The organism is Pseudomonas psychrophila, from assembly GCF_001043005.1.
GTDB classification, from domain to species: domain Bacteria; phylum Pseudomonadota; class Gammaproteobacteria; order Pseudomonadales; family Pseudomonadaceae; genus Aquipseudomonas; species Aquipseudomonas psychrophila.
This window is the reverse complement of record NZ_JYKZ01000005.1, coordinates 166,371-189,663: the sequence shown is the minus strand read 5'-3', so window position 1 is coordinate 189,663 and position 23,293 is coordinate 166,371. Positions and strand designations below refer to the sequence as shown.

Genomic DNA, 23,293 nt, shown 5'->3' with positions numbered 1-23,293 from the left:
CTGCTCATATGCCGATTGTGTTTTCAATGCGGGACCCAACCCAACCACCAGCCTTGAAGTCGACTTGCCAGGACCGGGAGTCATCAGCATGCCCGCAGACCTGGAAAATGACCGCACGATTTATGAAGCCAGTAAGCTTGTGCGCATTCATAACAACATGACGTGCAGGGGTATTACACCCCTCGGCCTGGTCCCGAATCCAGCACTCGGCCCTGCACCTGTGAGCGGATACACATTCCCGATAAAAGACAGTGGCATTGCAGTCCAGGTTTTTAGCGGTTCAGCGACCCCAAATAACACGATCAACGTGTTTGGCGAAAAAACTTTCAAACAGGGAAACGTTTGGGGAACCTACGGCGGGCAGTTTATTTTCAGATTTATAAAAATTGGAAAAGTTAAACATGGCACGATCATTACCCCCGCAAAAATTGGGACCATCAAATACGGGACATTAGTCACCCATAACCTCACGCTTACCAGCAACCTGATCATCTCCGCGGCCTCCTGCAAAACCCCTGACGTGTCGGTCAAGATGGGCGACTACGTAGCCAGTGAAGTCACGGGCAGTCGAGGTCAGACAAACCCAGTTTACTTCGACATTGCACTCAACGAGTGCCAGGAAGGCATCTCCAGAGTCACCTACTCACTCCAAGCCAACACCCCCGTTATCGACAGGGAAAGTGGCCTGGTCTCGCTGGACGGGACTTCCAGTGTCAAAGGTGTTGGCCTGCGCATCATGGACGGCAATGGTGTACCCCTGGCCCTGGACAAGGCCCATGTGTTCGACGCTTATGAGGAGCGTGGCGGCAACTTTAAAATTCCGTTGAGTGCTGCTTATATTCGTCTCGGCGATCAAGACCTGTCGTTTGGCACAGCCAATACGTCCATGACCTTTACCATGAGTTATTTATAATCAAGGGCGAACAGGCCTTCAGCATGAACAACAAAGGGCTGAACAATCCCCCCCACACAGAGAGCAGCCCATGGTTCTACCAACCCCCCTATTCAGACACGCGACCCCACAGGACGCGGAGCGCTGCTATCAGATCGAAATTTCAGCCTATGAAGGCGATGAAGCCGCCACACTGGAAAAGATTCGTACTCGGATCGCCCAGTATTCCCAGGGCTTTCTGATCCTTGAGCAGGCCAGCCAGGTGGTGGGTTTCATCAATAGCGGCTGTGCCCACGACGTGGTCATGTCGGATGAGGCCTTCAAGGAACTGATCGGGCACGACCCAGCGGCGCCCAATGTGGTGATCATGTCCGTGGTGGTGTCCCCTGAACACCAGGGCAAGGGCTTTTCAACGCTGCTGATGCACGAGTTTGTCGAGCAGATGCGCAGCCTCGGGAAAAAAACCATCCACCTGATGTGCAAAGAACAGCACGTCGGGCTCTACACCCGGCTGGGCTATCAGTACGTTCAGCCATCCCCCTCCGAACATGGCGGCATGGCCTGGCATGAGATGGTCATGGCTGTCTGAGTGTCTGTGCGAGCGCCCAAGGCGCTCGTGATACCCGCAAAAAACACTTCACTGCACACGCTTCAGAAAAGGCGTTGTGTTGCCGTGAAAACAAATGTTATGTTGCTAACACGAAGCAAACAAATGACATACCAATAACAACCACGGTGTCGGCGCGCTCTTATGTCCTTGGAAAAAAACAGCTTTCTTCAGTTGCTGGAACAAGAGTTCTCCAACCTGACACCCACCGGCAAGCGTATTGCCAGTTACTTGTTGGGCAATCCGCAACAGTTGCCCTTCGAGTCCGCTGACAGCATTGCGCAGCAAACCTCTACCACGGGTATTTCCGTGGGCCGTTTCCTGCGTTCCCTGGGTTATCAGAACCTGGATGAGGTCAAGCAGAGCCTGCGCGGTGAAGCACCTACCTCGTGGTTGATCACCGACCGTATCGGCGCCTTCCGCGCCGAAAACAGCTGCGATGATGCGCTGGACCGTTCCCTGCACCGCGAAATCGAGGCCATCCAGCAGGTCTATGAACTGGCCCGCAGCGAAACCTTTGCCCACATCGTGCAACGCATTCACGAAGCCGATGCCGTGTTCATCCTCGGCATCCAGTCCACTCGCGGCATTCTCACCGCGTTTCACAGCCACCTGGAGTACATCCGTCCCAAGGTCTACTACGTTGACGGCCTGTCGGGCATCTACGCCGAAACCCTGAATTCCGGTTTCGCCAACCCGTACGCGATCATTGCCGACTTTCGTGCGTACTCCAGCGTGACCCAAACCTTCTGTGACGCGGCCATCGACAACCAATTACCCCTGGCCCTGATCACCGATCTGCAATGCCCATGGGCCCGGGATTACCCGCTAGACCTGCTGCAGATCAAGACCGACGTCGGGCAGTTCTGGGATTCCCCGGCTCCCCTGGCTTGCCTGTTGAACCTCATGGTTTCGGCAGTGGCAGAAAAATACGGCGAGCATCTGGATGCACGCCTGGCAAAAAATCGTCAGTTGCAAAAAGCCTTCGGCCAGTTCGAAGGCTAAGCCGATCGCCTCAAACAAGTCACAAATGGAGTGTTTGTGTGAACCAAAGCGTTGCAACCCCAAGCCCGCTCGTTGAAATCGACGTGGAGCAGTATCAGGTGCAGATCGAAATGATCTATGCCACTGCCGATAACCTGGCCGGCAAAATCATCTACCCGACAGCGCGTTGCCAGTTGCACCGTGATGCGGCCGTCTGTTTGCGCAAGGCCAGCCAGCTGGCGAACCTTGCTGGCTACAGCCTGCTCATTTATGACGCCTATCGGCCACCCTATGCGCAGTTTTTGCTCTGGGAAGCGTTGCCCAACGGCGACTACGTGCGTGATCCGCACCTGGGTTCTCACCACAGTCGCGGTGTTGCAGTGGATCTGACCCTTGTGGACGAAAACGGCAAGCCGCTGGACATGGGCACCGCATTTGATGCCATGGAAGACAAATCCCATCAGTTCTACCCCGACCTGCCGGTCAACGTGCAGCGCAACCGCCTGCTGTTGCTGGGCATTATGTTGGGCGCGGGCTTCCAGGCGATCCCTACGGAGTGGTGGCATTTCGAGCTGCCCAACGCTGACGATTACCCCTTGCTCCACGAGTAATCCGGCCACGAAACCAAAGAGTTTCGATGCCAGTGACACCGCTTCACGACAACAACAAAAACGTTTCAAACAAGCTTCATCTGCTACTGCCCGGTTATAGATTCCAAAAATAAACCTACTTCCAGACATCGAATGTTGAAGGAAACCGGCATGACCCTCATCAAGACCGTGAACCGCACTACCGCTTCCCGTGCCCGAAAACTGTTACCTGGCTTGCTGTGCGCAGCCTTGAGCCTTGGCACCTGGCAAGCTGCAACCGCAGCCACCGCACAGGACACCCTGATCATCGGCAAACCTGCCGACCCGCAAACCCTCGATCCGGCCGTGACCTTTGATAACAACGACTGGACCATCACCTACCCGTCTTACCAGAGACTGGTGGGCTACAAGACCGATGGCGACAAGAGCAGCACCGAAGTCCAGGGAGACCTGGCCGAGAGCTGGACTGTTTCCCCGGACAACCTGGTCTGGGAGTTCAAGCTCAAGCCTGGCAACAAGTTCGATGACGGCACCGGCGTAGACGCTGCGGCAGTCAAGTTCTCGTTCGACCGTCTGATGACCCTCAAGCAGGGCCCATCCGGTGCATTCCCTGAAGACATGGTGGTTGAGGTGATTGACCCGCAGACCGTGCGCTTCACCCTCAAGACACCGTTCGCGCCCTTCCTGTTCACGCTGGCCCACAACGGTGCCTCGATCGTCAATCCGCTGGTGGCCAACAAAGGCGCAGAGGCCAATGCCTGGCTGTCCAGCCACACCGCAGGTTCTGGCCCTTACCGCTTGAGCAACTGGCAGAAAGGCCAGTCGCTGACCATGGAACCGAACCCCTATTACGCCGGCGCCAAACCTGCGCTCAAAACCGTCGTGCTCAAGATCATCGCCGAGCCCTCGGTACGCCGCCTGCAACTGGAACGCGGTGATCTGGACATCATCGAAGACATGCCCGAAGACCAGCTGGGTTCTCTGGCCAGCAAACCGGGCGTCGTGGTCAAGGAGTTCCCGTCGCTGCGGGTCACCTACCTGTACCTGAACAACAAGCAAGGCCCCCTGACCAACGTGGATGCGCGCCGTGCGATCACCGAGGCGGTGGACTACAACGGCATCGTCAAGGGCATTCTCAAGGGCAAGGCCGAGCTGCTGAACGGGCCGATCCCGGACGGCATGTGGGCCTATGACAGCTCGTTGCCGAACATGAAACAGGACATGCCTGCTGCCATGGAGAGCCTGGCCAAGGTTCCCAAGAAAATCACCAACCTGAGTTACATGTACTCGGACAAGGACGCCAACTGGGAGCCGATCGGCTTGACCCTGCAAGCCGCCCTCGCCCCTCTGGGCATCAACCTCAAGCTGGAGAAGACCGCCAACGCCACCCTGCGTGAGCGTGTTGGCCAAGCCGACTACGACATCGCCGTAGGCACCTGGAGCCCGGACTTCGCTGACCCGTACATGTTCATGAACTTCTGGTTCGACTCCAAGATGCAGGGCCTGCAAGGCAACCGTTCGTTCTACAACAACCCGCAGGTCGACACCCTGATCCGCGAAGCCGCGACCACCAGCGACACGGCAAAGCGCACCGAGCTGTATCAAAAGGCCCAGAAAATGGTGCTCGACGACAGTGCCTACGTTTACCTCTACCAGAAGAACTACACCCTGCCGATGCGTGATTCGGTCAAGGGCTACGTGTTCAACCCCATGCTCGAACAGGTGTTCAACCTGGGCAGCATGAGCAAGTAAACCTGCTGCTGCGTGCGCGCTAGTAATGGCGCGCATGGCGTTGGATTTCTGTCGTTAGTGTGACTGAGGTGCCCTATGGCCTTCCTGACGTTGTTGCGCAAGCGCGTGCTTGGCCTGTTACTGGTCGTGTTCGGTGTTTCGCTGATTACCTTTACCATTTCCCATCTGATTCCCGGCGATCCCGCCCGGCTGATCGCCGGTGACCGTGCCAGCGATGCGCTGGTCGCCGGAATCCGTCATCAACTGGGGCTGGATTTGCCGCTGTACCAGCAATACGGCCGCTACGTGCTGGACCTTGTGCAGGGCGACCTCGGCACATCGATTCGTACCAACCGCCCGGTACTGGAGGACTTGCAGGCGTTCTTCCCGGCGACTCTGGAACTGGCCCTGGTGGCATTGTTCCTCGCCATTCTGGTCGGCGTGCCACTGGGGGTGCTGTCGGCGGTCTACCACAACCGCGCCATCGACCAGATCGCACGTACCCTGGCCGTCACCGGCATCTCTACACCGGCATTCTGGCTAGGTCTGGGCGCGATCGTGCTGTTTTATGGTCACCTCGGCTGGCTGCCTGGTGGTGGTCGATTGTCCGAAGGGCTCACGCCACCGTCGACGATCACCGGTTTCTACCTGATCGACTCATTGCTGGCCGGGAACTTCACTCTGTTTTTCGATGCACTCAAGCACTTGATCCTGCCCGCAGCAACCCTGGGGTTCGTGACGCTTGGGGTCATCTCGCGGCAGATCCGCTCCGCCATGCTCGATCAATTGGGTGAGGACTACATCCGCACCGCCCGTGCCTACGGTTTGTCGCGCTGGACCGTGATCCTGCGTCATGCGCTGCCCAATGCGCTGATTCCGTCGGTAACCGTGCTGGGCCTGACCCTGGGCGATCTGCTGTACGGCGCAGTCCTGACCGAGACCGTTTTCGCCTGGCCGGGCATGGGCGCCTACGTCGTAAAGTCGATCCAGTCCCTGGATTTCCCGGCGGTGATGGGCTTCGCAATCCTGGTGTCGTTTATCTATGTACTGCTGAACATGGCCATCGATCTTCTGTACCGCGTGATCGATCCACGCATCGGCGAGGTGAATTGAGATGTCGGTACCCCTTAGCGCAACACACGGCCCGCAATGGCGTGAAAAACTCACCTACCTGGCCTATCAGATCCGCCGCAGCCCGCTGACCATGGCGGGCCTGCTGATCACCCTGATGGTGGTGGCGGCCATGATCTTCGCTCCCTGGCTGGCCAGCCACGACCCCAACGCCCTCAACCTGGCCGAGCGTCTGGCACCACCGTCCTCCGAACACTGGTTTGGCACCGATGAAGTGGGCCGGGACCTGTTCAGTCGTGTGCTCTACGGCAGCCAGCAATCGGTAGGCGTTGGCCTGTTCGTGGCCTTTGCCTCATGTTTTATCGGTGGCCTGCTGGGCTGTTTTTCCGGCGTGATCGGCGGGCGCTTTGACTCCCTGACCATGCGTTTGATGGACATCATGCTGTCGGTGCCTTCACTGGTGCTGATCATGGCACTGGCAGCCGCACTGGGTGCGAGCCTGTTCAATGCCATGCTGGCAATCACCCTGGTACGGATTCCGTCCTATGTCCGCCTGGCCCGTGGCCAGGCCCTGGGTATCCGCCAGATGGGCTACGTAAAAGCTGCCGAAACGTTCGGCGCCAAGCGCTGGCACATGGTCCACTGGCACGTTGCCCGCAACGCCATGCCGCCCTTGCTGGTACAACTGAGCCTGGATATCGGCAGCGCCATCCTGATGGCTTCAGCCTTGGGCTTCATCGGCCTGGGCGCGCAGCAGCCAACGGCCGAATGGGGCGCAATGGTTGCGACCGGGCGCAACTACATCCTGGATAACTGGTGGTATTCCACCTTCCCGGGGCTGGCGATATTGATCACCGCCACCGGTTTCAACTTGCTGGGCGATGGCGTACGCGACCTGCTCGACCCACGGCAACAGGGGAAATGACCATGTCTACGTGTAATCCTGTGCTGGCCATCGACAACTTGAGTCTTGAGTTTCCTGCCTACAAGAGCAGCGTCAAGGCACTGAACGGCGTGTCACTGCACGTCAATCCCGGCGAAATCGTCGGTGTGGTCGGTGAGTCCGGATCGGGCAAGTCCGTGACCGCGATGCTGAGTATGCGGCTGCTTCCCGAGCGCAGTTATCGCATCACTTCAGGCAGCCTGAGTATGCTCAATCGCGACATGCTCAGCGCACCCGAAAAAGACCTGCTGAAAATACGTGGCCGTGATGCTGCAATGATTTTCCAGGAACCGATGACCGCACTGAATCCGACCCGGCGTATTGGCCGGCAAATGCTCGACGTGATCATTCACCACCAAAAGATCAGCGCCAGCGCTGCCCACGCCAAGGCCATCGCACTGCTGCGCGACATGCACATTGCCAGCCCGGAACAGGTTCTGGAGAGTTACCCGTTCGAGCTGTCCGGTGGCATGCGTCAGCGGGTCATGATTGCCCTGGCGTTCTCGTGCGAGCCGCAATTGCTGATAGCCGACGAGCCCACCACTGCACTCGACGTAACAGTTCAACGCCAGGTGCTGTTGTTGCTGCGCGAAAAAGCCCGTCAAAAAGGCACGGCCATCCTGCTCATCACCCATGACATGGCGCTGGTGTCGCAGTTCTGCGACCGGGTCTATGTGATGTACACCGGTGCAGTGGTTGAACAGGGGCTGACGGCCGAGGTCATGAGCAATCCCCGGCACCCCTACACCCAGGGTTTGCTCAGTGGCTTGCCTGAGATGGTCGAACCGGGCCAGCCACTCATGACCATTCCCGGGCAAGTTCCGAACCTTTCACAATTGCCCACCGGATGCACCTTCGCCGAGCGCTGCACACATGCCATGCCGGTGTGCGCCAAACGCCCGGTGCTGACCGCCATCCACCATGATGAGCAACGCAAAAGCGCGTGCTGGTTACCGCAAGAGGAGCTTTCGTGATGAACAGTGCGCTGATTTACCCTGCAATCGACACGGCCCCAGAGATTCTCAAGCTGACAGACGTTCGCGTGCGTTTCTCCGTCAGCAACGACTGGCTGGGACGGCCCCGGGGCTACGCCCACGCGCTAAACGGCATCGACTTGCAGGTCCGGGCCGGAGAAACTCTGGGCATCGTCGGCGAGTCGGGCTGCGGCAAAAGCACACTGGCACAATTACTCATGGGCCTGCTCAAGCCCACTAGCGGCGCAGTGAGCTGGGCCAACGGGAAAAATGGCGAAGGCAGCAGTAACGTCCAGATCGTGTTCCAGGACCCCCAATCGTCGCTGAACCCGCGCCTGCCGATCTGGCGCATCATCACCGAGCCGTTGTATGCCCGGGGCATGCGTTCCAGCGAGCAGATGCGCAGCATTGCCGCCAAAGTGGCAGCCCAGGTGGGAATCCGCCCGGAATACCTGGACCGTTTTGCACACCAGTTTTCCGGTGGCCAGCGCCAGCGGATTGCGATCGCCAGGGCCCTGTCATCCGACCCGGACATCATCGTCCTGGACGAACCGACCTCTGCGCTGGATATTTCGGTGCAGGCACAGATCCTCAACTTGTTGGCCGAGTTGCAACAGGCGCGCAACCTGACCTACATCCTGATTTCCCATAATGTTTCGGTTGTGCGCCATATGGCCGATCGGGTGGCGGTGATGTATCTGGGTCAGATCGTCGAACTGGGCAGCGCCGCCCAGGTACTGGAGCAGCCGCGCCACCCTTACACCCGCCTGCTGTTCGAAGCGGTGCCGCGGCTGGGCGTGCCGCTGCTGGCCGAACAAGTGGCGGCACCTACCGAACTGCCGGGTAACAGGAACCTGCCCGAAGGGTGCTTTTTCTTTGAGCGCTGTAGCTTGAGCAGACAAGACTGCGGGCAGCCGCAGGTGATGCGCGGTGGTCAACACCAACAGGTCAGGTGCCACGTACAGGACTGACTGCACTCTTTGTAGCCGCTGCCGAAGGAACGAGGCTGCGTTCGTGCGGGCAGCGGTCGAAAGACCGGTACACACGGTGTGCCTGATTAACCGTGAAGCCGATTTTACGACCGCTGCGCGCTCGGACGCAGCCTCGCACGGCTCGTCAGCTGCTACGAATTTCGCAACTCATACCACTGCGTAGCAGTTGACGAGTAGAACGAGGCTACGTTCGAGCGCGAAGCGGTCGCAAAACCGGTACACACGGTGTGCCTGATTGACCCTGAGCCCCCAATTATCAAGCCTTCACCAGCACTCGACTCACTTCAAACTGCCCCACCAGCTTTTGCAGTTTATTGGCATTGAGTCGTACGCTTTCGGCACTGTTTTGCAGCATCACTACGGTCTGGCGCATTTCTGTTGAAGAATGGTCGACCTGCTTGATGGTCCTCCCGTAATCGAGACTGCGCATGTTGAGTTGCTGGATGATCGCAAACATGCTTTCTACTGCTTGATGCAAATGGACGTTTTCCGACGAGGCATCTTCGGCCAGACGAAGGCTGTTATCGACGTCCTTGACGCCCTCCTCCATGAAGCTGACGGCTTTTTGCGTTTCGCTTTGCAAGCCTTCTACCATGTGCCTGATGTCCTCGGCAGCGCGCGATGTGCGTGAGGCCAGGCTGCGCACTTCATCGGCAACCACCGCAAACCCCCGACCATGTTCACCGGCACGCGCAGCTTCAATGGCGGCATTCAACGCCAGCAGATTGGTCTGGTTGGTGATATCGCTGATCAGGCCGGTGATATTGCCAATCTGAGTCATCTTGCTGTCGAGTAACTGCACGCTGGAAGATGAGCGCTCAACCACATCCCTGATGGACTGCGTTCCTTTCTGTACGGCAAGAAACTGTTCGCGGGCACGGGTGACGACTTCATCCATGACCTGCTTCATGTGTTCGGCACTGGCAGAGGCTTGCTGAATTTCACCCAGTTGGTCTTCGACGATAATCATCATCCGGTGAACGGCTTCGCCCACTTCTGCAGAGGTGGTACTGGCTTGCTGGCTGCGCCCCAGCATCATCCGGTTGGTGCTGCCGACATTGCTGCTGGCTTTCACCACCTGGCCTACCACCGAGTCCAGATGGTCGATAAAACTGTTGATCCAGCGCCCCATGTCCCCGGTTTCGTCGTTGGCCATTTTGCTGGTGTCGAGTCGCTGGCGCAGGTTGCCCTCACCCTCGGCGATGGTCATGATCACGCCCGTCATCACGTTCAGCCTGGCAGCCAGTCTTTTTGGCCCCCACAGGCTGAACAGCAGCGCCGCACACACCATGCCCAGAATTTCGGCGGCATCAATCATGTCCTGGCCCAGGCCACTGTAATGCCGGACCACGTAGTTGCAGGCAAACAGGCCTGCCATGGTCGCAAGGTAAGGCTTCATCAGGCCATAACTGAGGGAGCGCCGACGATAGACTTCCTCCAGGTCGGCCTCGCACATCATGCCCCAGCGATCCGGTGAACCCGGTAACTGAAACGTCACACCTTTACCCACCACCGGAATGTGCCGGTAGTCCGAATAACCGGGGTAGGTCACGAACAGGTTGGAGCCCGTACGGATGGTCTCGCGAACACCCGCGTGCAATTGCTGTGTGGCAGGGTCGGTGAAGCGCAGCTCCAGCTCGGTATGGCGCTGTATCTGGACGGTTCTCCAGGGTGTTTTCACACCATTTTTCAGGTTTTCTCCGTGGGTAAAGGTACCGTCCTCGAAGCGCGAGCGGGACAAGGCCGTCCCTGGCGCAATGGCGGGGTTAAAACGCGATTGGGCCATAAACAAATAGTTATCACCCGACTCGGCAAAGATGTGCCCGGCCTCGCGCTGGATCAGATCGCCCAGCACATCATTGGGTACGCGACCGCAGAGGCAGCCCAGCACTTTATCGCCGACCTTGATCGGCTGATAAAACATCAGCGTGACTTCATCGTGAAAGCGCGAAGACGACGGGCCGATTTGCAAGGTCAGCGGGTCGCAGTAAGGACCATGAAGAAACGGCGCCTTCAAGCCTTCTGCCAATGCCCGCGTAGGCTCGATAAGGATGTTGGTGCGCCGGTTCCAGGTCGAGGCAACGACCTTGGCGTTGGTATCCAGCACAAACATTTCAGAGAAATCTTCTGCCTGAACGAGGGTGTCCATCAGTGAAGTACTGTCGAGTTGGGCGAAATCACCAGCGAGGTTTTCCGCCAGTTCAGCCAGGTGCTCCCATTGCTCCCGCGTCCAGTTTTGCAGCAGCTGCACGCGGGTTTCAGCGATGGCTTCGAAGGTCTGCTCTATCACCGGGTAAGCCGAACGGTTAAGCCAGCACGACCAGCCCATCATGAATTTTCCGGTTTTGCCGAACCAGGGTAGCCAGTGTTTCTCACGGGAGGACAGCATCATGGAACTGCTGGATAGCGGCATTCAACACACTCTCAATGACATAAATGATGTCAAAGTGACAGCAACTACCAAGCCAACTCGAAATGCCTCTGGCGTACGGTATTGGCAAGGCTGAAATGCACTACGCCATGCCTCAACCCGGTTCGTTCTGCGCAATGCGCTCCATTATGAGGCTGGGTTCAATACCTCAAGCACTCAGTGTGGTCCAGGTTACTCCGCCTCAAGCGCACCGAGCCAGCGCGCTTCTGAACGCAGCAGATGCTGGCGAAGGGCCGTCTGCGCAGCGATCACGTCTTTGCATTCCAGAGCATGCAAGATCGCTTCGTGTTCGATCACCGCAGCATCCCAGGTGCCCGGGTTTTCCGAGTGTTCGCTCAGGTGCGACGAAATCGGGCTGTGGCGCTCGTCAAACAGCGACGTGATGATCCGCACCAACGCGGAATTACCGGTCATTTTCGCCAGACGATGATGAAATTTGCGGTCGTCTTCAAGGGGCGGTCGATTAGCCTTGATACTCGCCCTCATGGCGTCGATGCAGTCCTTGAGGTAGCGGTGATCGCTTTTTTTACCGTGCATGCAGGCCAGCACCACGGCCTCGCCTTCGATCAGCGCCCGCGCCTGCATCAGTTCGGAGGGGCTCTCACCCAGTGTCACCGTGCGTGCGCCGCCCTCGTGCACGCGCGCGGCCACATACACCCCGGACCCCATCTTGATTTCGATGCTGCCTTCGATTTCCAGGGCAATCAGCGCCTCTCGCAGCGATGGTCGTGACACCCCCAGCAACTGCGTCAAGTCACGTTCAGGAGGCAGGCGCGAGCCGACCTTGAAGTCACCCTGAACAATGTACTCACGAAGCCGGTCGGCGATTTTCTGGTAGAGCTTGCGCTCTGGAGCAGGATAGGAGGAGACCATCGAGGCAGAGTCCGAAAAATGATGCCAAAGGCTACCACAGAGGCCGAGGTGGACTGGAGAAACCTCGGTGGTGGCCCTGGATAAATCATCTGTCGGCTCAGCCTTCATGCCCTAGTGCTGGTCTTGCCACTCTGAACCGTTGGGGTATTCAAAATGCTCCAGGGAGGATTGCTTCATCGTCACGCTGTACCCCGGCTGTTGAGGCGGCATATAGCGTCCGCGGCGGATCACGATCGGTTCCAGGAAATTTTCGTGCAGGTGGTCTACGTACTCCAGCACACGTTTTTCCAGCGAAGCCGAAACAGCGATGTAATCGAACAGAACAATGTTTTGCGAGTACTGGCACAAGCCGACACCACCGCCATGGGGACACACGGGTACACCGAACTTGGCGGCCATCAACACCACAGCCAGCACCTCGTTCAGACCGCCCAGGCGTGCCGGGTCGAGTTGGCAGAAGTCCATGGCACCGGCCTGGAAAAACTGCTTGAACATGACCCGGTTGTGCGCGTGCTCACCGGTGGCCACGCCTATCGGGTGAATACGTTGACGAATTGCCGCGTGACCTAGTACGTCGTCAGGGCTGGTGGGCTCTTCAATCCACCATGGATCGAATTCAGCCAGGCGACGCATATTGCTCACCGCCTCGTCCACGTCCCAGGTCTGGTTGGCGTCCATCATCAGCTTGCGATCCCAGCCCAGCTCTTCACGCAGGATTTGCGCGCGGCGCATGTCTTGCTCGATGTCTGCACCCACCTTCTGCTTGAGATGGGTCCAGCCTGCTTCAACTGCTTCACGGGCCAGGCGGCGCATTTTTTCTTCGGAGTAGCCCAGCCAGCCGGCGGCGGTGGTGTAACCGGGGTAGCCTTCGCGCAGCATCTGCTGCTCGCGCTCGGCCTTGCCCGGCGCCGCCCGACGCAACATAGCGATGGCTTCCTGTGGCGTCAGGGCATCGGTAATAAACGTGAAGTCGACACAACGCACCAGCTCTTCGGGACTCATGTCGGCGAGCAGTTTCCAGACCGGCTTGCCCTCCTTCTTGGCCCACAAGTCCCACAGCGCATTGATAATGGCCGCGGTGGCCAGATGCACCACACCCTTTTCCGGACCCACCCAGCGCAGTTGGCAGTCGCCGGCAACGATCTCATGCCAGTAGGCCCCGAAGTTGCTGGTGATGCTTTCGAGGGTGCGGCCGGTGACAAACAATTTGGCCAGTTCCTTTACTGCCGCAACGCACAAATCGTTGCCGCGCCCGATGGTGAACGTCAGGCCTTGACCCTGCAGGCCGTCGTCCGAATCGGTGTGCAAGGTGACATAGGTGGCGGAGTAGTCCGACGTCGAGTTCATCGCGTCCGAGCCGTCCATGCTTCGGGAGGTTGGAAAGCGAATATCGCGTACGGCGACCCGGGTAATTAGGGTAGACATGGAGTTATCCTGAAGTTGAAGCTTGCCCCGCCCTCTGCGGTGGATGCAGGCTTATTCATGTTATTTTCGTGTCGCTCCCGCAGTCTGTCCTGCATGACCCCTCTGCGAAATTGAATGTTTCGACTACGCCGATCACTCCAGGTAATAGCCCCATGATCAACCCGCTGGAACAGTTTCGCAGCCGCCTGCGCATGCGCCACTTGCAGTTGCTGTTTGTCCTGTCTGAAGAAGGATCGCTGCGCAAGACTGCGCACATCATGGCGCTGACCCAGCCTGCGGTGACCAAGGCACTGCACGAACTCGAGAGTCTGGTGGGCGATGCGCTGTTTACCCGCACGCACAAGGGGCTGGTCGCGAACAAACTGGGGGAAGCAGCCATTCGTTATGCGCAGCTGGTATTCGCTGACCTGAGCGGTCTGCACGAAGAAATGACGGCCCTGCAATCGGGCAATCTCGGCACCTTGCGCATCGGTTCAATGGGATCACTGGTGGGCGGACTGTTACCACGCACGCTGGCGCAACTGACCCAACGCCATCCCAAGCTGAACATCACCGTGGTCATCGACACCAGTGACGTATTGCTGCAGGCCTTGAGCCTCGACCAACTGGATCTGGTCGTTGCCCGTATCACCGATGGCTGGCCAACCGATGAGCTGATCTTCGAGGCATTCGATGAAGAGGTGATACAGATCGTCGCGCGCACCGGTCACCCGCAGCAGCACAACAGCGAAGTCACCCTTGAAACCCTGGCCCGCTACCCGTGGGTCGTGCAATCACAACCCGCGCCGCTGCGGGAAATCTACCAGCAGATTTTTCGCGAATCCCAGGTACAGGCTCCCGCCAGCCAGCTTGAAACCGCCTCGACGATGCTCACCGTCTCGCTGCTTCAGCAAACCGACATGGTCGCCTTGATGCCACTGTCACTGGTGGAGTACTACAGCGACCTGGGCGTGCTGGCACCGCTGCCGGTCAAGGTGTCGGCGCGCTTGATGCCCTTCGGTCTGATCAGCCGCAAAGGGCGGGTGCCCACGGCGGCGATGGAAGTGGTAAAGGCCGAGCTGCGAGTGCAGGCCGGCCTTGAAGGTACAGCCGGGGTTACGAACGACTAGACGTCAGGTCGGCGGGCGGCACATATGTGCTGGTCGCCGTCGACGGGGTGCGCTTGAGCATCATCAACAGCAACACGCTGACAAAACACAGCGCGGCCACAACCTGAAAGCCTGTGCTGCTGTTGCCTGTCACCGCATCGGCGTAGGCCTTGATCTGCGGCGACACAAAGCCGCCCAGGTTGCCGATAGAAATGATGAAGGCGATCCCGGTGGCCGCACTGGTGCCGCCCAGATGACGGGTCGGCAAGCTCCAGAATACCGGCTGACTGGCCACCAGCCCCGGAATGGCGATGCAGAATGCCAACAGCGTCAGCACTGGCGTGTTAATCACCGACAGCGAGGCAAAGGCCAGCGTGCCAACCGCAAGCATTGAAGATGCTACCAGGCGATGGTTGTTGTGCTTGTCGGCATACACCGTGGCGATACGCATGGCGACGATGGTGCACAGCCAGGGGATCATCAGCAGCAGGCCGACCGAGGTGTTGACCTGACCGCCCAGGGTCGAAGCCAGTTTGGCCGGCAAGTAGAACGCCAGCGGCGCATTACCGATCTGTACGCAGAAGTAGATGGCAATAAACATCAGCACGCGCTTGTCTTTGAGCACACCAAAGATCGAACCGTGGCTGGCGTAGCCCTTGGCTTTTTCTTCGCCTTCAATGACCGTGTTCATCGCGTGTTTTTCTTCAGCGGTCAGCCATTTGGCTTCGCTTGGGCGGCTCGCCAGATAGAAAAACGCAATGACCCCGACCACCGAGGCAGCCAGGCCTTCGACCACAAACATCCACTGCCAGTTGGTCAGCCCGAACGGGTTGTGGGTGTCAAGGATGAAACCAGACAACGGACTGCCAATCAGCATCGCCACCGGTACGCCAAAGTAGAACAGGCCAATGGCTCGGGAACGTTGCTTGGCCGGGAACCAGTAAGTCAGGTACAGGATGATCCCGGGCATGAAGCCTGCCTCGGACACCCCCAGCAAAAAGCGGATGACGTAGAAGGATGTCTCGCTGGTGGCGAACATCATCGACGCCGAAACCAGGCCCCAGGTGACCATGATCCGCGCCATCCAGACCCGTGCCCCCACTCGCTGCAGGATCAGGTTGCTTGGCACCTCAAACAGCGCATAACCGATAAAGAAGATACCTGCGCCCAAGGCAAACGCAGCGTCACCGATACCGGTGTCAGCTTGATAGGCGATCTTGGCAAAACCGACGTTGGCGCGGTCGATAAACGCCAGCGCGTACATCAGGGCGAGAAACGGCAACAGCCGGATGGCTGCTTTCTTTACGCCGCTCGCCAGCGCGGGCGAGTCATACAACTCTTGATAACTCATGGAACGTACCTCTTCTTATTGTTGGAGTAGGTGTTATCCAGGATGCGGTCAGGCATCTTCACTCTGCGTTTCAGGTGTGTTCGGCAAACCTCGCCAGCTCTGCGTGAGTCGGCAAACCATCGCTGTCCCCCGGGAAGCCCAGCACCCGGGCACCGATCAGGTTGCCCCTGGCCACCGCCTGGGCAACACTTGAACCCTCGAGCAAGGCGCTGATGACGCCCACGGCAAAACCGTCCCCCGCGCCCACGGTGTCCACGACGTTGCTCACTGGGTAGCCAGGGCTGTAGCCGCTTTCATTGGCGCTGGCGTAATAGGCACCTTCGGCCCCGAGCTTGATGACCACCAGCGAACAGCCTTTGGCCAGGAAGTACCGGGCGATGTCCGCCGGATGTTCCAGGCCGCTGAGCAAACGGCCTTCGGCGAGACCGGGGAACACCCAGTCAGCGAGCCCGGCCAGATCATTCAGGCAAGCCACCATGCTGTCCCGCGATCCCCAGAGCCGTGGCCGCAAATTGGGGTCGAAAGACACGCTGCAGCCCGCGGCACGCATGTCGCGAGCCATATGCACAATGAGTTCGCACACGCTGTCGCTCAGTGCCGGGCTGATGCCCGTGATATGCAGGTGCTTCGCAGCGCGGCAGTACTCGGCCGGGTAGTCGCTCAGGTTCAAGTGGCTCGCCGCCGAACCTTTGCGGTAGTACTCGATGTCCGGGTCGCCACCGTCGGAACGGCGCGACTTGAACATCAAGCCGGTGGCGTGTTCGTTGTCTTGCGCGGTATGCCGGTGATCAATGCCGTCACGGGTCATGACCTCACGCAGCCAGTGGCCGAGGGTGTCATCCCCCAGGCGACTGATGTAGCCGACACGAAAACCAAGACGTGCCAGGCCGGTGGCCACATTCAACTCAGCGCCCGCCGCGGCGCGCACATAGTGCTCGGCCTCACGCAGGCTGCCGTCGGTCTGGGCGCTGAACAAGCCCATCGCTTCGCCGCAGGTCACAATATCGATCGTTTCAGTGGAATGGCTCATGTCACATCACCGCACCGATTTGCCACGGCAGAAACTCGTTGTCGCCCATGCCGTTTTCTTCGCTGCAAGTGGGGCGACCCGACGCGGTTGCGAGCATCAAGTGGAAGAGACGCGCACCGGCTTCGGCCACCGACTCTGTACCCTCGACAATCGCACCGGCATTGAAATCCATGTCCAGCGTCATGCGCTTGAACAGCTGGGAATTGGTGGCGATTTTCAGCGACGGCGTCGGTTTGCAGCCGTAGGTCGAGCCGCGACCGGTGGTGAAGCAAATCAGGTTCGCACCGCCCGCCACCTGGCCGGTAGCAGACACGGGGTCATAGCCTGGGGTGTCCATGAACACCAGGCCTTTTTGCTCGATCGGCTCGCCGTATTCGTAAACCCCCATCAGGCCGGTAGCGCCCGCCTTGGCTACGGCGCCAAGGGACTTTTCAAGGATGGTGGTGATGCCGCCGGCCTTGTTGCCCGGCGACGGGTTGTTGTTCATGTCGCCGTCATGATGGCGCACGTAGTCTTCCCACCAATGAATCCGGCTCATCAGTTTTTCAGCGATTTGCGGTGAAGCGCAACGGGCGGTCAGCAAGTGCTCGGCGCCATAGATCTCCGGCGTTTCCGACAAAATCGCCGTACCGCCGTGGCGTACCACCAGATCCACCGCTGCCCCCAAAGCCGGGTTGGCGGTGATCCCCGAATAGCCATCCGAACCACCGCACTGCAAGCCCACAGTGAGGTGTCGGGCCGACACATTGCTGCGCTGCTGAGTGTTCACAGGCGCCAGCATTGCCTGCACCAGCGCGATTCCCCGCTGCACGGTTTCACGGGTACCGCCCGCTTCCTGGATCACCAGGCTGGCCTTGAGTACTGCCGGACGATCGGCCAGTTGCTCCATCAACGGGGCCAATTGGTTGACTTCACACCCCAGGCCAATCACCAGCACACCGGCAAAATTCACATGATCTGCATAGCCGCGAAGGGTGCGCTTGAGGATCTCGATGCCATCGCCCTTGGCGCCCATGCCACAGCCGCTGCCGTGGGTGATTGCAACCACACCGTCCACATTGGGGTAATCGCGCAGGTAGCCGGCATCGAACGCCGCAGCGATCTGCTTACACACCGTGGCCGAACAATTGACGCTGGAAATGACCCCGATGTAATTGCGCGTGCCCACTCGGCCGTCGGCACGGACATAGCCGTCAAAACTGACGTCGTTGTCGTTGAAAACAGTGGGCTGGTAGACGTTGGCCAGGGTGTGGGTGGAACTGCCCGAGGGCATTTCAAGGTTGTGTACATGGACGTAGTCACCGGGCTTCACGACGGTGGAGGCCTGGCCGATGATCTGACCGTATTTGCGAATCGGCTGCCCGCAAGCCACACCGCGCAGGGCAATCTTGTGGCCCGAAGGAATGTCGGCCAGGGCGATGATGGCCAGGCCGTCGGCATGCAGGACCTGACCTTTGGCGATATCGCCGCGTGCGACTGCGACGTCATCGCCGCTTGTCAGTACCAGTAAGGATGAGCTTGCAAGGTTCATGGTGGATCCTCAACGGTTATGGCGCGCCACTCAGTGCTGGCTGAGCAGGACGGCCCGCAACATCGGCTGCTCAAGACCCGGCGCAAGCTGTGCAGCAAGTTCGACCAGGGGCAGCAAACGGCGCTCTTTCTTGTCTTTATGGTTAACGGCAATATCGGCGAGACGGTGTTGCAGAAACGGATTGCCAAAGCGCTCGCGCACGCTGTCGACATAGCGTCGGGCTGCGTCGAGCTGGCCGAGGGCATCGAACACCGGCAACACTTCGCTGGCCCACAGGGCTTCCAGGTCGGCGCGCAATGCAGGGTTTTGCATCGCCTGGTAGACGGTCTCGGTGGCAGGCCGACCATCACTCAACCAGCGTTCGGCCAGATAGCTGTGGCCCAGGTTCAGGGTGAACAGCTTGAGGCGCTCGAAATCGTCCAGGCTATCGGTCAATACGATGGCGTCATGACTACACGGCAGCGTCAGCCCCTCCTGGCGCTCGATCGCCCACAGGGCATAAGGTTCAGCCACCGCCCCCACCGGTTCCAGGGCCTGGGAAACAATGCGGTCGACCAGGGAGTTCGCCCAGCGGCAGTTCTGTATCAGGTAGGTCTGGAATGCATCGTCCAGCGCCCAACTGCGCGCCAGCGCTACCAGCAGGTCACGCAGTACATCGCCGTTACGCGCTACCAGTTCACAGGGGAACAGCGACAAGGTGGACTGCGGGCTGTGTTTCCAGCGGTCATGCAGCAGCACCAACAGTTTGGCCGGGAAGCTGATCGGGGCCGGGGCATGCGCAGCGAGCAACGCCTGAGTGTCCCGTGAATCCAGTTGATAACCCCGGTCCCCGGTATTGGAAACCACGACCTTGACGTGCTCGACAAAGCCCTGGCGCAGCAGCGGCCATTGCTCGGTGGCATGCACGGCGCGGCAGATTGCCGAAGCCCAGTGGCTCTGCTCCACCACCTGGCCCTTGTCGATGCCCTGGATCAACACCCGGTACGGCGTGCCGCTGGCCAACGCTGCGGTCCGCGCAGTACTGGCCGGGCTGTCGGTGCTCTGGACTACGGCGATCCGGCCAAGGGCTTCGCCACGTTCAAGTGCTTGAGACACGAATAAGTCAACGTGAGCCTGAAGAAATCGACTGGTACCGAATTGCAGGATCGGCGGAAATTGGCTATCGCTCATCACCACGCTCCTAGCACTCGATGATGGCTTTGACCACGCCTTGCTGCGGATCCAGCAGCGTGGTGAATTGGTTAACGACTTCGCTGAGCGGGATGCGGTGGGTATTGAGCGCTTGGTCCGGGATCAAGCCATCACGCAGGCATTGCTCAACGTAGCGGAAGTCTTCGACGGTGGCGTTACGGCTGCCCATCAGGGTGGCTTCGCGCTTGTGGAACTCGGGGTCAGAGAAGGTGATCGAGTCACGCACCACCGAGATCATGACGTAGGTGCCGCCGTGGGCGATAAATTCAAAACCGCGTTCCATGGCACGGGCGTTGCCGGTGGCGTCGAACACGACGTCATAGAAATCGCCTTCAGTGAGGTCGGCGAGCGCCTCTTTATCCCCTTCGCCAATTTTCACTGCCGCGTGAATATTGAGGTGCTTGCGGCAAAAATCCAGGCGGTCGTCACGGGTGTCGAGCACGGTGACAATGGCCCCGCGCAATCCTGCAAAAATCGCTGCTGCCATACCAATCGGCCCAGTACCGACGATGAGCGTGCGTTGCCCGGCCTGAATGTTCGAGCGCCTCACAGCGTGGGCGCCGATGGACAGGAACTCGATCATTGCCGCCTGGTCCAGCGACACACCCTCGGCCTTGTGGATGAACTGATGGGCAACGCTCAGGTATTGGGTAAAGGCGCCGTCGCAATGCACACCCAGCACCTGGATACGGGTGCAGCAGTTGGTCTTGCCCTGGCGGCAGGCGATGCAGGTGCCACATGAGATGTAAGGCATGACGTAGACCACGTCGCCAGCGACCAGACCACTGCCCTCTTCACTGGCTTCGACGATGCCGGAAAACTCGTGGCCCATGACCCGTGGGTACTCAAGGAAGGGCTGATTGCCGGTGTAAATGTGCAGGTCGGTGCCACACACACCTACGCGCTTGACCCTGATCAGGGTTTCGCCGGGCTGGCGGTCGGGAATCGGACTTTCGATAGCGGTGAGCGAGCGCGGCTCGTTACAAATCACAGTCAGCATTTTTTATTCTCCGTCGTTAGCCCAAGGGCTACGGGGTACAGGCGAGTTCAAAGAGGGGTGACAAACAGAGGGGGCTGCAGCAACGCAGACGAAGAGACAGGGCATCTGGATCTCCTCTTATTGTTTGCAGGCTTGAGTGCCGCTTGGATGATCACGGTTCGAAAACTACACGCAGCCAAAAATATTGGCAAGACCAATTGTTAATTTAATTAAATTGGCCTTACCAGATTGAAATGGAGCGAGGCATACCGAGAAAGGGCATTCGAAGCCCGCAAACCCTGCGTTGTGAGGCGTGCGTTACTGCGCGGGAATGGTTGCGAACAAAGATGGAAGCTCGTGCGGATTCATTTCATCGGTGCGGGGAATAATCAACAACAGCGCTACACAAAGGCCCGGCCGACCATCGGCACAAGGAATACCAGTCAAATTTCGTATACCATATCTTTTTTACCTGCGAATGATGACGACCGTGGCCCACCCAAAATTCAACGCTCCCGACCTGGGCAATTCACCTTCCACGTCGGAAATCATCACCCTGCATCTGCGCGACGCCATCGTCGCGGGGCACTTCGCTGAAGATGAGCCTATTCGTCAGGACGAAATCGCCCGCCAGTTCAATGTCAGCAAGATTCCTGTGCGCGAAGCGCTCAAGCGCCTGGAAGCTGAGGGCCTGGTCATGTTCCAGCGTAATCGCGGGGCCATGGTCACACGGATTTCCGAGGCCGAACTGGCCCAGATGTTTGAAGTGCGCATGCTGCTCGAAGACAAGTTGTTGCGTCTGGCCATCCCCAACATGACCGCGGACACCTTCGCTCGCGCCGAACGCATCTGTCAGGAGTTTGTGGGCGAGGATGACGTGGGTCGCTGGGCCGAACTCAACTGGGAGCTTCACGCCTGCCTCTACGAGCCGGCGCAGCGGCCCTTCATGATCAGCCTTATTCGCTCGGTCAACGACAAGCTTGAGCGTTATCTGCGCATGCAAATGAGTTTGTCGGCAGGCAAACACCGCGCTGATCACGAACACCGGGAAATACTCGACGCTTGCCGCGCCGGCGATGTGGAACGGGCTGTCGGGCTGCTGGACGAGCATATCGCCGGGGTCTGCAAAACCCTGTTCGAGCACCTTCCCCAAAGTCACTGACCCCGAAACCAAAAGGCGCGCAGCCCGACGAACAGGCCACGCGCCGGGGTACAGGCGGGAATGTTACTTGGCACCTACTGGCCGCAGCGCCTGCTCATCAACCACCACGTTTAGCGGCTTGCGCAAGTCCAGCCGAGCAGGCTTCCTGTGCTTGCCACTGTCGAGGCTGAACATGGAGATGATGGTGAACAACAAGGCCGAGCTCCCCAGCACTATGTAGGTGTGGCGAAAGCCGAAGACTTCGTACATGTGCCCAGCCAAGGGTGACAGCAGCGTTGCCCCTACCCCCTTGGCAAAGACAAACCCCACCATGTAAATCGTTGCCGACAGGCGTGTACCGAAGACATCCCCGATGTACTTGAACATGCCGATAAACACCAGAGGCACTTCCAGGGCATGCAGCATCTTCAACGCCACCATTTCGTAAGGCGTGGTTGCGAACCCTGAACCGGTGATCCGCACCCACATCACCAGCCCCGCAATGATCAGGGCATTCTTGCCGCCGATTCGACTCAGCACGCCGGGCATCAGAAACATGCCCAGTGCAACCATGCACTCCGTGAGCGTGGTGACAAACCCGAACACTTGCATGCCTTGCTGTGGCGACTTGAAGAAGCTGCGGAAGTAATTCACAAATTGCTGATCAAAAATGTCGTACAGGCAGGCGACACCGACCACATAAAGCACCAAAAACCAGAAGCGCCTATCCAGCAACAGGCTCCCGATGGCGGCATAGGACACCGGTGCCGATTTCGTCGCCGACTCACCCGTGGACAAGACGCCCAGGCGTGGTTTGATCCGGTAGACAAGCACGGCCATCAGCACCGCACACAGTGAGCCTATCCAGAAAATCGATTCGGGACTGGTGCTGATCAGCATCCCCGAAATCGCCGCCGAGAAGCCGAAACCAATAGCACCGAACATCCGCACCCGACCATAAGGTATATGGTTGGCCCGGCAGGCTTTTTCGATGTACACCTCCAGCGCGCCACCTCCAGCGGCGAAGGTAATCCCCAGGTACACGCCCCCCACCAGTGCCGCTAGCATCAGGTGGGTGCGTAGCAGCGGCGCAAAGACCCAGTTCATGAAAGGCGCCAGCAGGATCAGCAGACCGATGACCACACACAACAGATGCTTGCGGTGATCCAGGCGATCACTCAGCACACCAAACAGCGGCTGAAACAGCATTGCAAACACCGCCTGAGTGCCGAACATCAAACCGATGGAGCCAGCATCCAGTCGGCCGACATCTCCCAGCCAAACCGCGAGAAAAGGCCCCGTCCCGCCTGTGATGAAATGGTAGAAAAAAAAGATCATGCCGTATCTAAAAAACGGCAGAACCCCGCCAATTGCAGTACCGAGCGTCACGTTCATAGGTCCACCCTGGACTCATTGTTTTTATGGACAAACGTGCCTTGAGTGCTCACTCGCGCAAGCTTGAGCGCCAG

Annotated in this window: 20 protein-coding genes; 11 read left to right on the top strand and 9 right to left on the bottom strand. The window is 58.8% G+C overall.

Annotated elements, in window-relative coordinates; genetic code table 11:
- The first annotated feature begins 88 nt into the window (after nucleotides 1-88).
- The 9 genes from TU76_RS14060 to TU76_RS14020 all read left to right on the top strand — a co-directional run bounded on the left by TU76_RS14060 (nucleotide 89) and on the right by TU76_RS14020 (nucleotide 8,763).
- Complete coding sequence (locus TU76_RS14060) at nucleotides 89-913, top strand: fimbrial protein (RefSeq protein WP_048654696.1); 825 nt, start codon at nucleotides 89-91, stop codon at nucleotides 911-913.
- 70 nt (nucleotides 914-983) lie between these two features.
- Nucleotides 984-1,481, top strand: coding sequence for a GNAT family N-acetyltransferase (locus TU76_RS14055; protein WP_048351882.1), 498 nt, complete (start codon nucleotides 984-986; stop codon nucleotides 1,479-1,481).
- Nucleotides 1,482-1,643: 162 nt separating this feature from the next.
- The gene (locus tag TU76_RS14050) at nucleotides 1,644-2,504 is read left to right on the top strand and encodes a MurR/RpiR family transcriptional regulator (RefSeq protein WP_019827230.1); all 861 of its coding nucleotides are present in this window, start codon (nucleotides 1,644-1,646) and stop codon (nucleotides 2,502-2,504) included.
- 38 nt (nucleotides 2,505-2,542) lie between these two features.
- Entirely contained in the window at nucleotides 2,543-3,094 is a 552-nt protein-coding gene (gene ddpX, locus TU76_RS14045) for a D-alanyl-D-alanine dipeptidase (protein WP_019827231.1), read from the top strand.
- A gap of 150 nt (nucleotides 3,095-3,244) precedes the next feature.
- Nucleotides 3,245-4,825 (top strand): ABC transporter substrate-binding protein, encoded by a 1,581-nt coding sequence (locus tag TU76_RS14040; RefSeq protein ID WP_019827232.1) that lies wholly within the window; start codon nucleotides 3,245-3,247, stop codon nucleotides 4,823-4,825.
- A 75-nt stretch (nucleotides 4,826-4,900) separates the two neighbouring features.
- Nucleotides 4,901-5,917: an ABC transporter permease gene (locus tag TU76_RS14035; protein ID WP_019827233.1), complete on the top strand. Its 1,017-nt coding sequence runs from the start codon at nucleotides 4,901-4,903 to the stop codon at nucleotides 5,915-5,917.
- Between the two features lies 1 nt (nucleotide 5,918).
- The gene (gene ddpC, locus TU76_RS14030; protein WP_019827234.1) at nucleotides 5,919-6,800 is read left to right on the top strand and encodes a D,D-dipeptide ABC transporter permease; all 882 of its coding nucleotides are present in this window, start codon (nucleotides 5,919-5,921) and stop codon (nucleotides 6,798-6,800) included.
- The gene (locus TU76_RS14025) at nucleotides 6,797-7,792 is read left to right on the top strand and encodes an ABC transporter ATP-binding protein (protein WP_173667395.1); all 996 of its coding nucleotides are present in this window, start codon (nucleotides 6,797-6,799) and stop codon (nucleotides 7,790-7,792) included. Before ddpC ends, TU76_RS14025 begins: the two co-directional genes overlap by 4 nt.
- Nucleotides 7,792-8,763 (top strand): oligopeptide/dipeptide ABC transporter ATP-binding protein, encoded by a 972-nt coding sequence (locus TU76_RS14020; protein ID WP_048351881.1) that lies wholly within the window; start codon nucleotides 7,792-7,794, stop codon nucleotides 8,761-8,763. The genes TU76_RS14025 and TU76_RS14020 overlap by 1 nt, the downstream gene beginning before the upstream one ends.
- A gap of 277 nt (nucleotides 8,764-9,040) precedes the next feature.
- On the opposite strand, the gene TU76_RS25890 is transcribed toward TU76_RS14020, so the two are convergent.
- The 3 genes from TU76_RS25890 to TU76_RS14005 all read right to left on the bottom strand — a co-directional run bounded on the left by TU76_RS25890 (nucleotide 9,041) and on the right by TU76_RS14005 (nucleotide 13,513).
- Nucleotides 9,041-9,682: a methyl-accepting chemotaxis protein gene (locus TU76_RS25890; RefSeq protein WP_403212608.1), complete on the bottom strand. Its 642-nt coding sequence runs from the start codon at nucleotides 9,680-9,682 to the stop codon at nucleotides 9,041-9,043.
- A gap of 1,704 nt (nucleotides 9,683-11,386) precedes the next feature.
- Nucleotides 11,387-12,088, bottom strand: coding sequence for a FadR/GntR family transcriptional regulator (locus TU76_RS14010; protein ID WP_019827238.1), 702 nt, complete (start codon nucleotides 12,086-12,088; stop codon nucleotides 11,387-11,389).
- A 111-nt stretch (nucleotides 12,089-12,199) separates the two neighbouring features.
- Entirely contained in the window at nucleotides 12,200-13,513 is a 1,314-nt protein-coding gene (locus TU76_RS14005) for an L-fuconate dehydratase (protein WP_048351879.1), read from the bottom strand.
- 152 nt (nucleotides 13,514-13,665) lie between these two features.
- On the opposite strand from TU76_RS14005, the gene TU76_RS14000 reads away from it, so the two are divergent.
- Nucleotides 13,666-14,622, top strand: a complete 957-nt coding sequence (locus tag TU76_RS14000; RefSeq protein WP_048351878.1) for a LysR family transcriptional regulator — start codon at nucleotides 13,666-13,668, stop codon at nucleotides 14,620-14,622.
- Here TU76_RS14000 and TU76_RS13995 read toward each other — a convergent pair.
- The 5 genes from TU76_RS13995 to TU76_RS13975 form a co-directional block, all read right to left on the bottom strand.
- Nucleotides 14,609-15,952 carry an MFS transporter gene (locus tag TU76_RS13995; RefSeq protein WP_019827242.1) on the bottom strand — a complete coding sequence of 448 codons (1,344 nt, stop codon included), beginning with the start codon at nucleotides 15,950-15,952 and terminating at the stop codon, nucleotides 14,609-14,611. The genes TU76_RS14000 and TU76_RS13995 overlap by 14 nt on opposite strands.
- 70 nt (nucleotides 15,953-16,022) lie before the next feature.
- Nucleotides 16,023-16,982, bottom strand: coding sequence for a sugar kinase (locus TU76_RS13990; RefSeq protein ID WP_048351877.1), 960 nt, complete (start codon nucleotides 16,980-16,982; stop codon nucleotides 16,023-16,025).
- A gap of 1 nt (nucleotide 16,983) precedes the next feature.
- Nucleotides 16,984-18,513: a UxaA family hydrolase gene (locus TU76_RS13985; RefSeq protein ID WP_048351876.1), complete on the bottom strand. Its 1,530-nt coding sequence runs from the start codon at nucleotides 18,511-18,513 to the stop codon at nucleotides 16,984-16,986.
- 30 nt (nucleotides 18,514-18,543) lie between these two features.
- The gene (locus tag TU76_RS13980; RefSeq protein WP_048351875.1) at nucleotides 18,544-19,683 is read right to left on the bottom strand and encodes a mannitol dehydrogenase family protein; all 1,140 of its coding nucleotides are present in this window, start codon (nucleotides 19,681-19,683) and stop codon (nucleotides 18,544-18,546) included.
- A 10-nt stretch (nucleotides 19,684-19,693) separates the two neighbouring features.
- A complete protein-coding gene (locus TU76_RS13975; protein ID WP_048351874.1) occupies nucleotides 19,694-20,704 on the bottom strand; it encodes a zinc-binding alcohol dehydrogenase family protein in 1,011 nt (336 codons plus the stop codon).
- A 469-nt stretch (nucleotides 20,705-21,173) separates the two neighbouring features.
- Here TU76_RS13975 and TU76_RS13970 point away from each other — a divergent pair, with 469 nt between their 5' ends.
- On the top strand, nucleotides 21,174-21,845 hold the full coding sequence (locus TU76_RS13970) for a GntR family transcriptional regulator (RefSeq protein ID WP_019827248.1): 672 nt from the start codon (nucleotides 21,174-21,176) through the stop codon (nucleotides 21,843-21,845).
- A gap of 63 nt (nucleotides 21,846-21,908) precedes the next feature.
- Here TU76_RS13970 and TU76_RS13965 read toward each other — a convergent pair whose 3' ends face one another.
- Nucleotides 21,909-23,219: an oligosaccharide MFS transporter gene (locus TU76_RS13965; protein ID WP_019827249.1), complete on the bottom strand. Its 1,311-nt coding sequence runs from the start codon at nucleotides 23,217-23,219 to the stop codon at nucleotides 21,909-21,911.
- Nucleotides 23,220-23,293 lie beyond the last annotated feature (74 nt).

Coding starts and splice junctions, on each gene's coding strand:
- TU76_RS14000 (WP_048351878.1), top strand. CDS start 13,666: ATGATCAACCCGCTGGAACAGTTTCGCAGCCGCCTGCGCATGCGCCAC.
- TU76_RS13990 (WP_048351877.1), bottom strand. CDS start 16,982: ATGAGCCATTCCACTGAAACGATCGATATTGTGACCTGCGGCGAAGCG.
- TU76_RS14050 (WP_019827230.1), top strand. CDS start 1,644: ATGTCCTTGGAAAAAAACAGCTTTCTTCAGTTGCTGGAACAAGAGTTC.
- TU76_RS13995 (WP_019827242.1), bottom strand. CDS start 15,952: ATGAGTTATCAAGAGTTGTATGACTCGCCCGCGCTGGCGAGCGGCGTA.
- TU76_RS14060 (WP_048654696.1), top strand. CDS start 89: ATGCCCGCAGACCTGGAAAATGACCGCACGATTTATGAAGCCAGTAAG.
- TU76_RS14025 (WP_173667395.1), top strand. CDS start 6,797: ATGACCATGTCTACGTGTAATCCTGTGCTGGCCATCGACAACTTGAGT.
- TU76_RS13980 (WP_048351875.1), bottom strand. CDS start 19,683: ATGAGCGATAGCCAATTTCCGCCGATCCTGCAATTCGGTACCAGTCGA.
- TU76_RS14010 (WP_019827238.1), bottom strand. CDS start 12,088: ATGGTCTCCTCCTATCCTGCTCCAGAGCGCAAGCTCTACCAGAAAATC.
- TU76_RS13985 (WP_048351876.1), bottom strand. CDS start 18,513: ATGAACCTTGCAAGCTCATCCTTACTGGTACTGACAAGCGGCGATGAC.
- TU76_RS14055 (WP_048351882.1), top strand. CDS start 984: ATGGTTCTACCAACCCCCCTATTCAGACACGCGACCCCACAGGACGCG.
- TU76_RS13975 (WP_048351874.1), bottom strand. CDS start 20,704: ATGCTGACTGTGATTTGTAACGAGCCGCGCTCGCTCACCGCTATCGAA.
- TU76_RS14005 (WP_048351879.1), bottom strand. CDS start 13,513: ATGTCTACCCTAATTACCCGGGTCGCCGTACGCGATATTCGCTTTCCA.
- TU76_RS13965 (WP_019827249.1), bottom strand. CDS start 23,219: ATGAACGTGACGCTCGGTACTGCAATTGGCGGGGTTCTGCCGTTTTTT.
- TU76_RS14040 (WP_019827232.1), top strand. CDS start 3,245: ATGACCCTCATCAAGACCGTGAACCGCACTACCGCTTCCCGTGCCCGA.
- TU76_RS14020 (WP_048351881.1), top strand. CDS start 7,792: ATGAACAGTGCGCTGATTTACCCTGCAATCGACACGGCCCCAGAGATT.
- ddpC (WP_019827234.1), top strand. CDS start 5,919: ATGTCGGTACCCCTTAGCGCAACACACGGCCCGCAATGGCGTGAAAAA.
- TU76_RS25890 (WP_403212608.1), bottom strand. CDS start 9,682: ATGGATGAAGTCGTCACCCGTGCCCGCGAACAGTTTCTTGCCGTACAG.
- TU76_RS14035 (WP_019827233.1), top strand. CDS start 4,901: ATGGCCTTCCTGACGTTGTTGCGCAAGCGCGTGCTTGGCCTGTTACTG.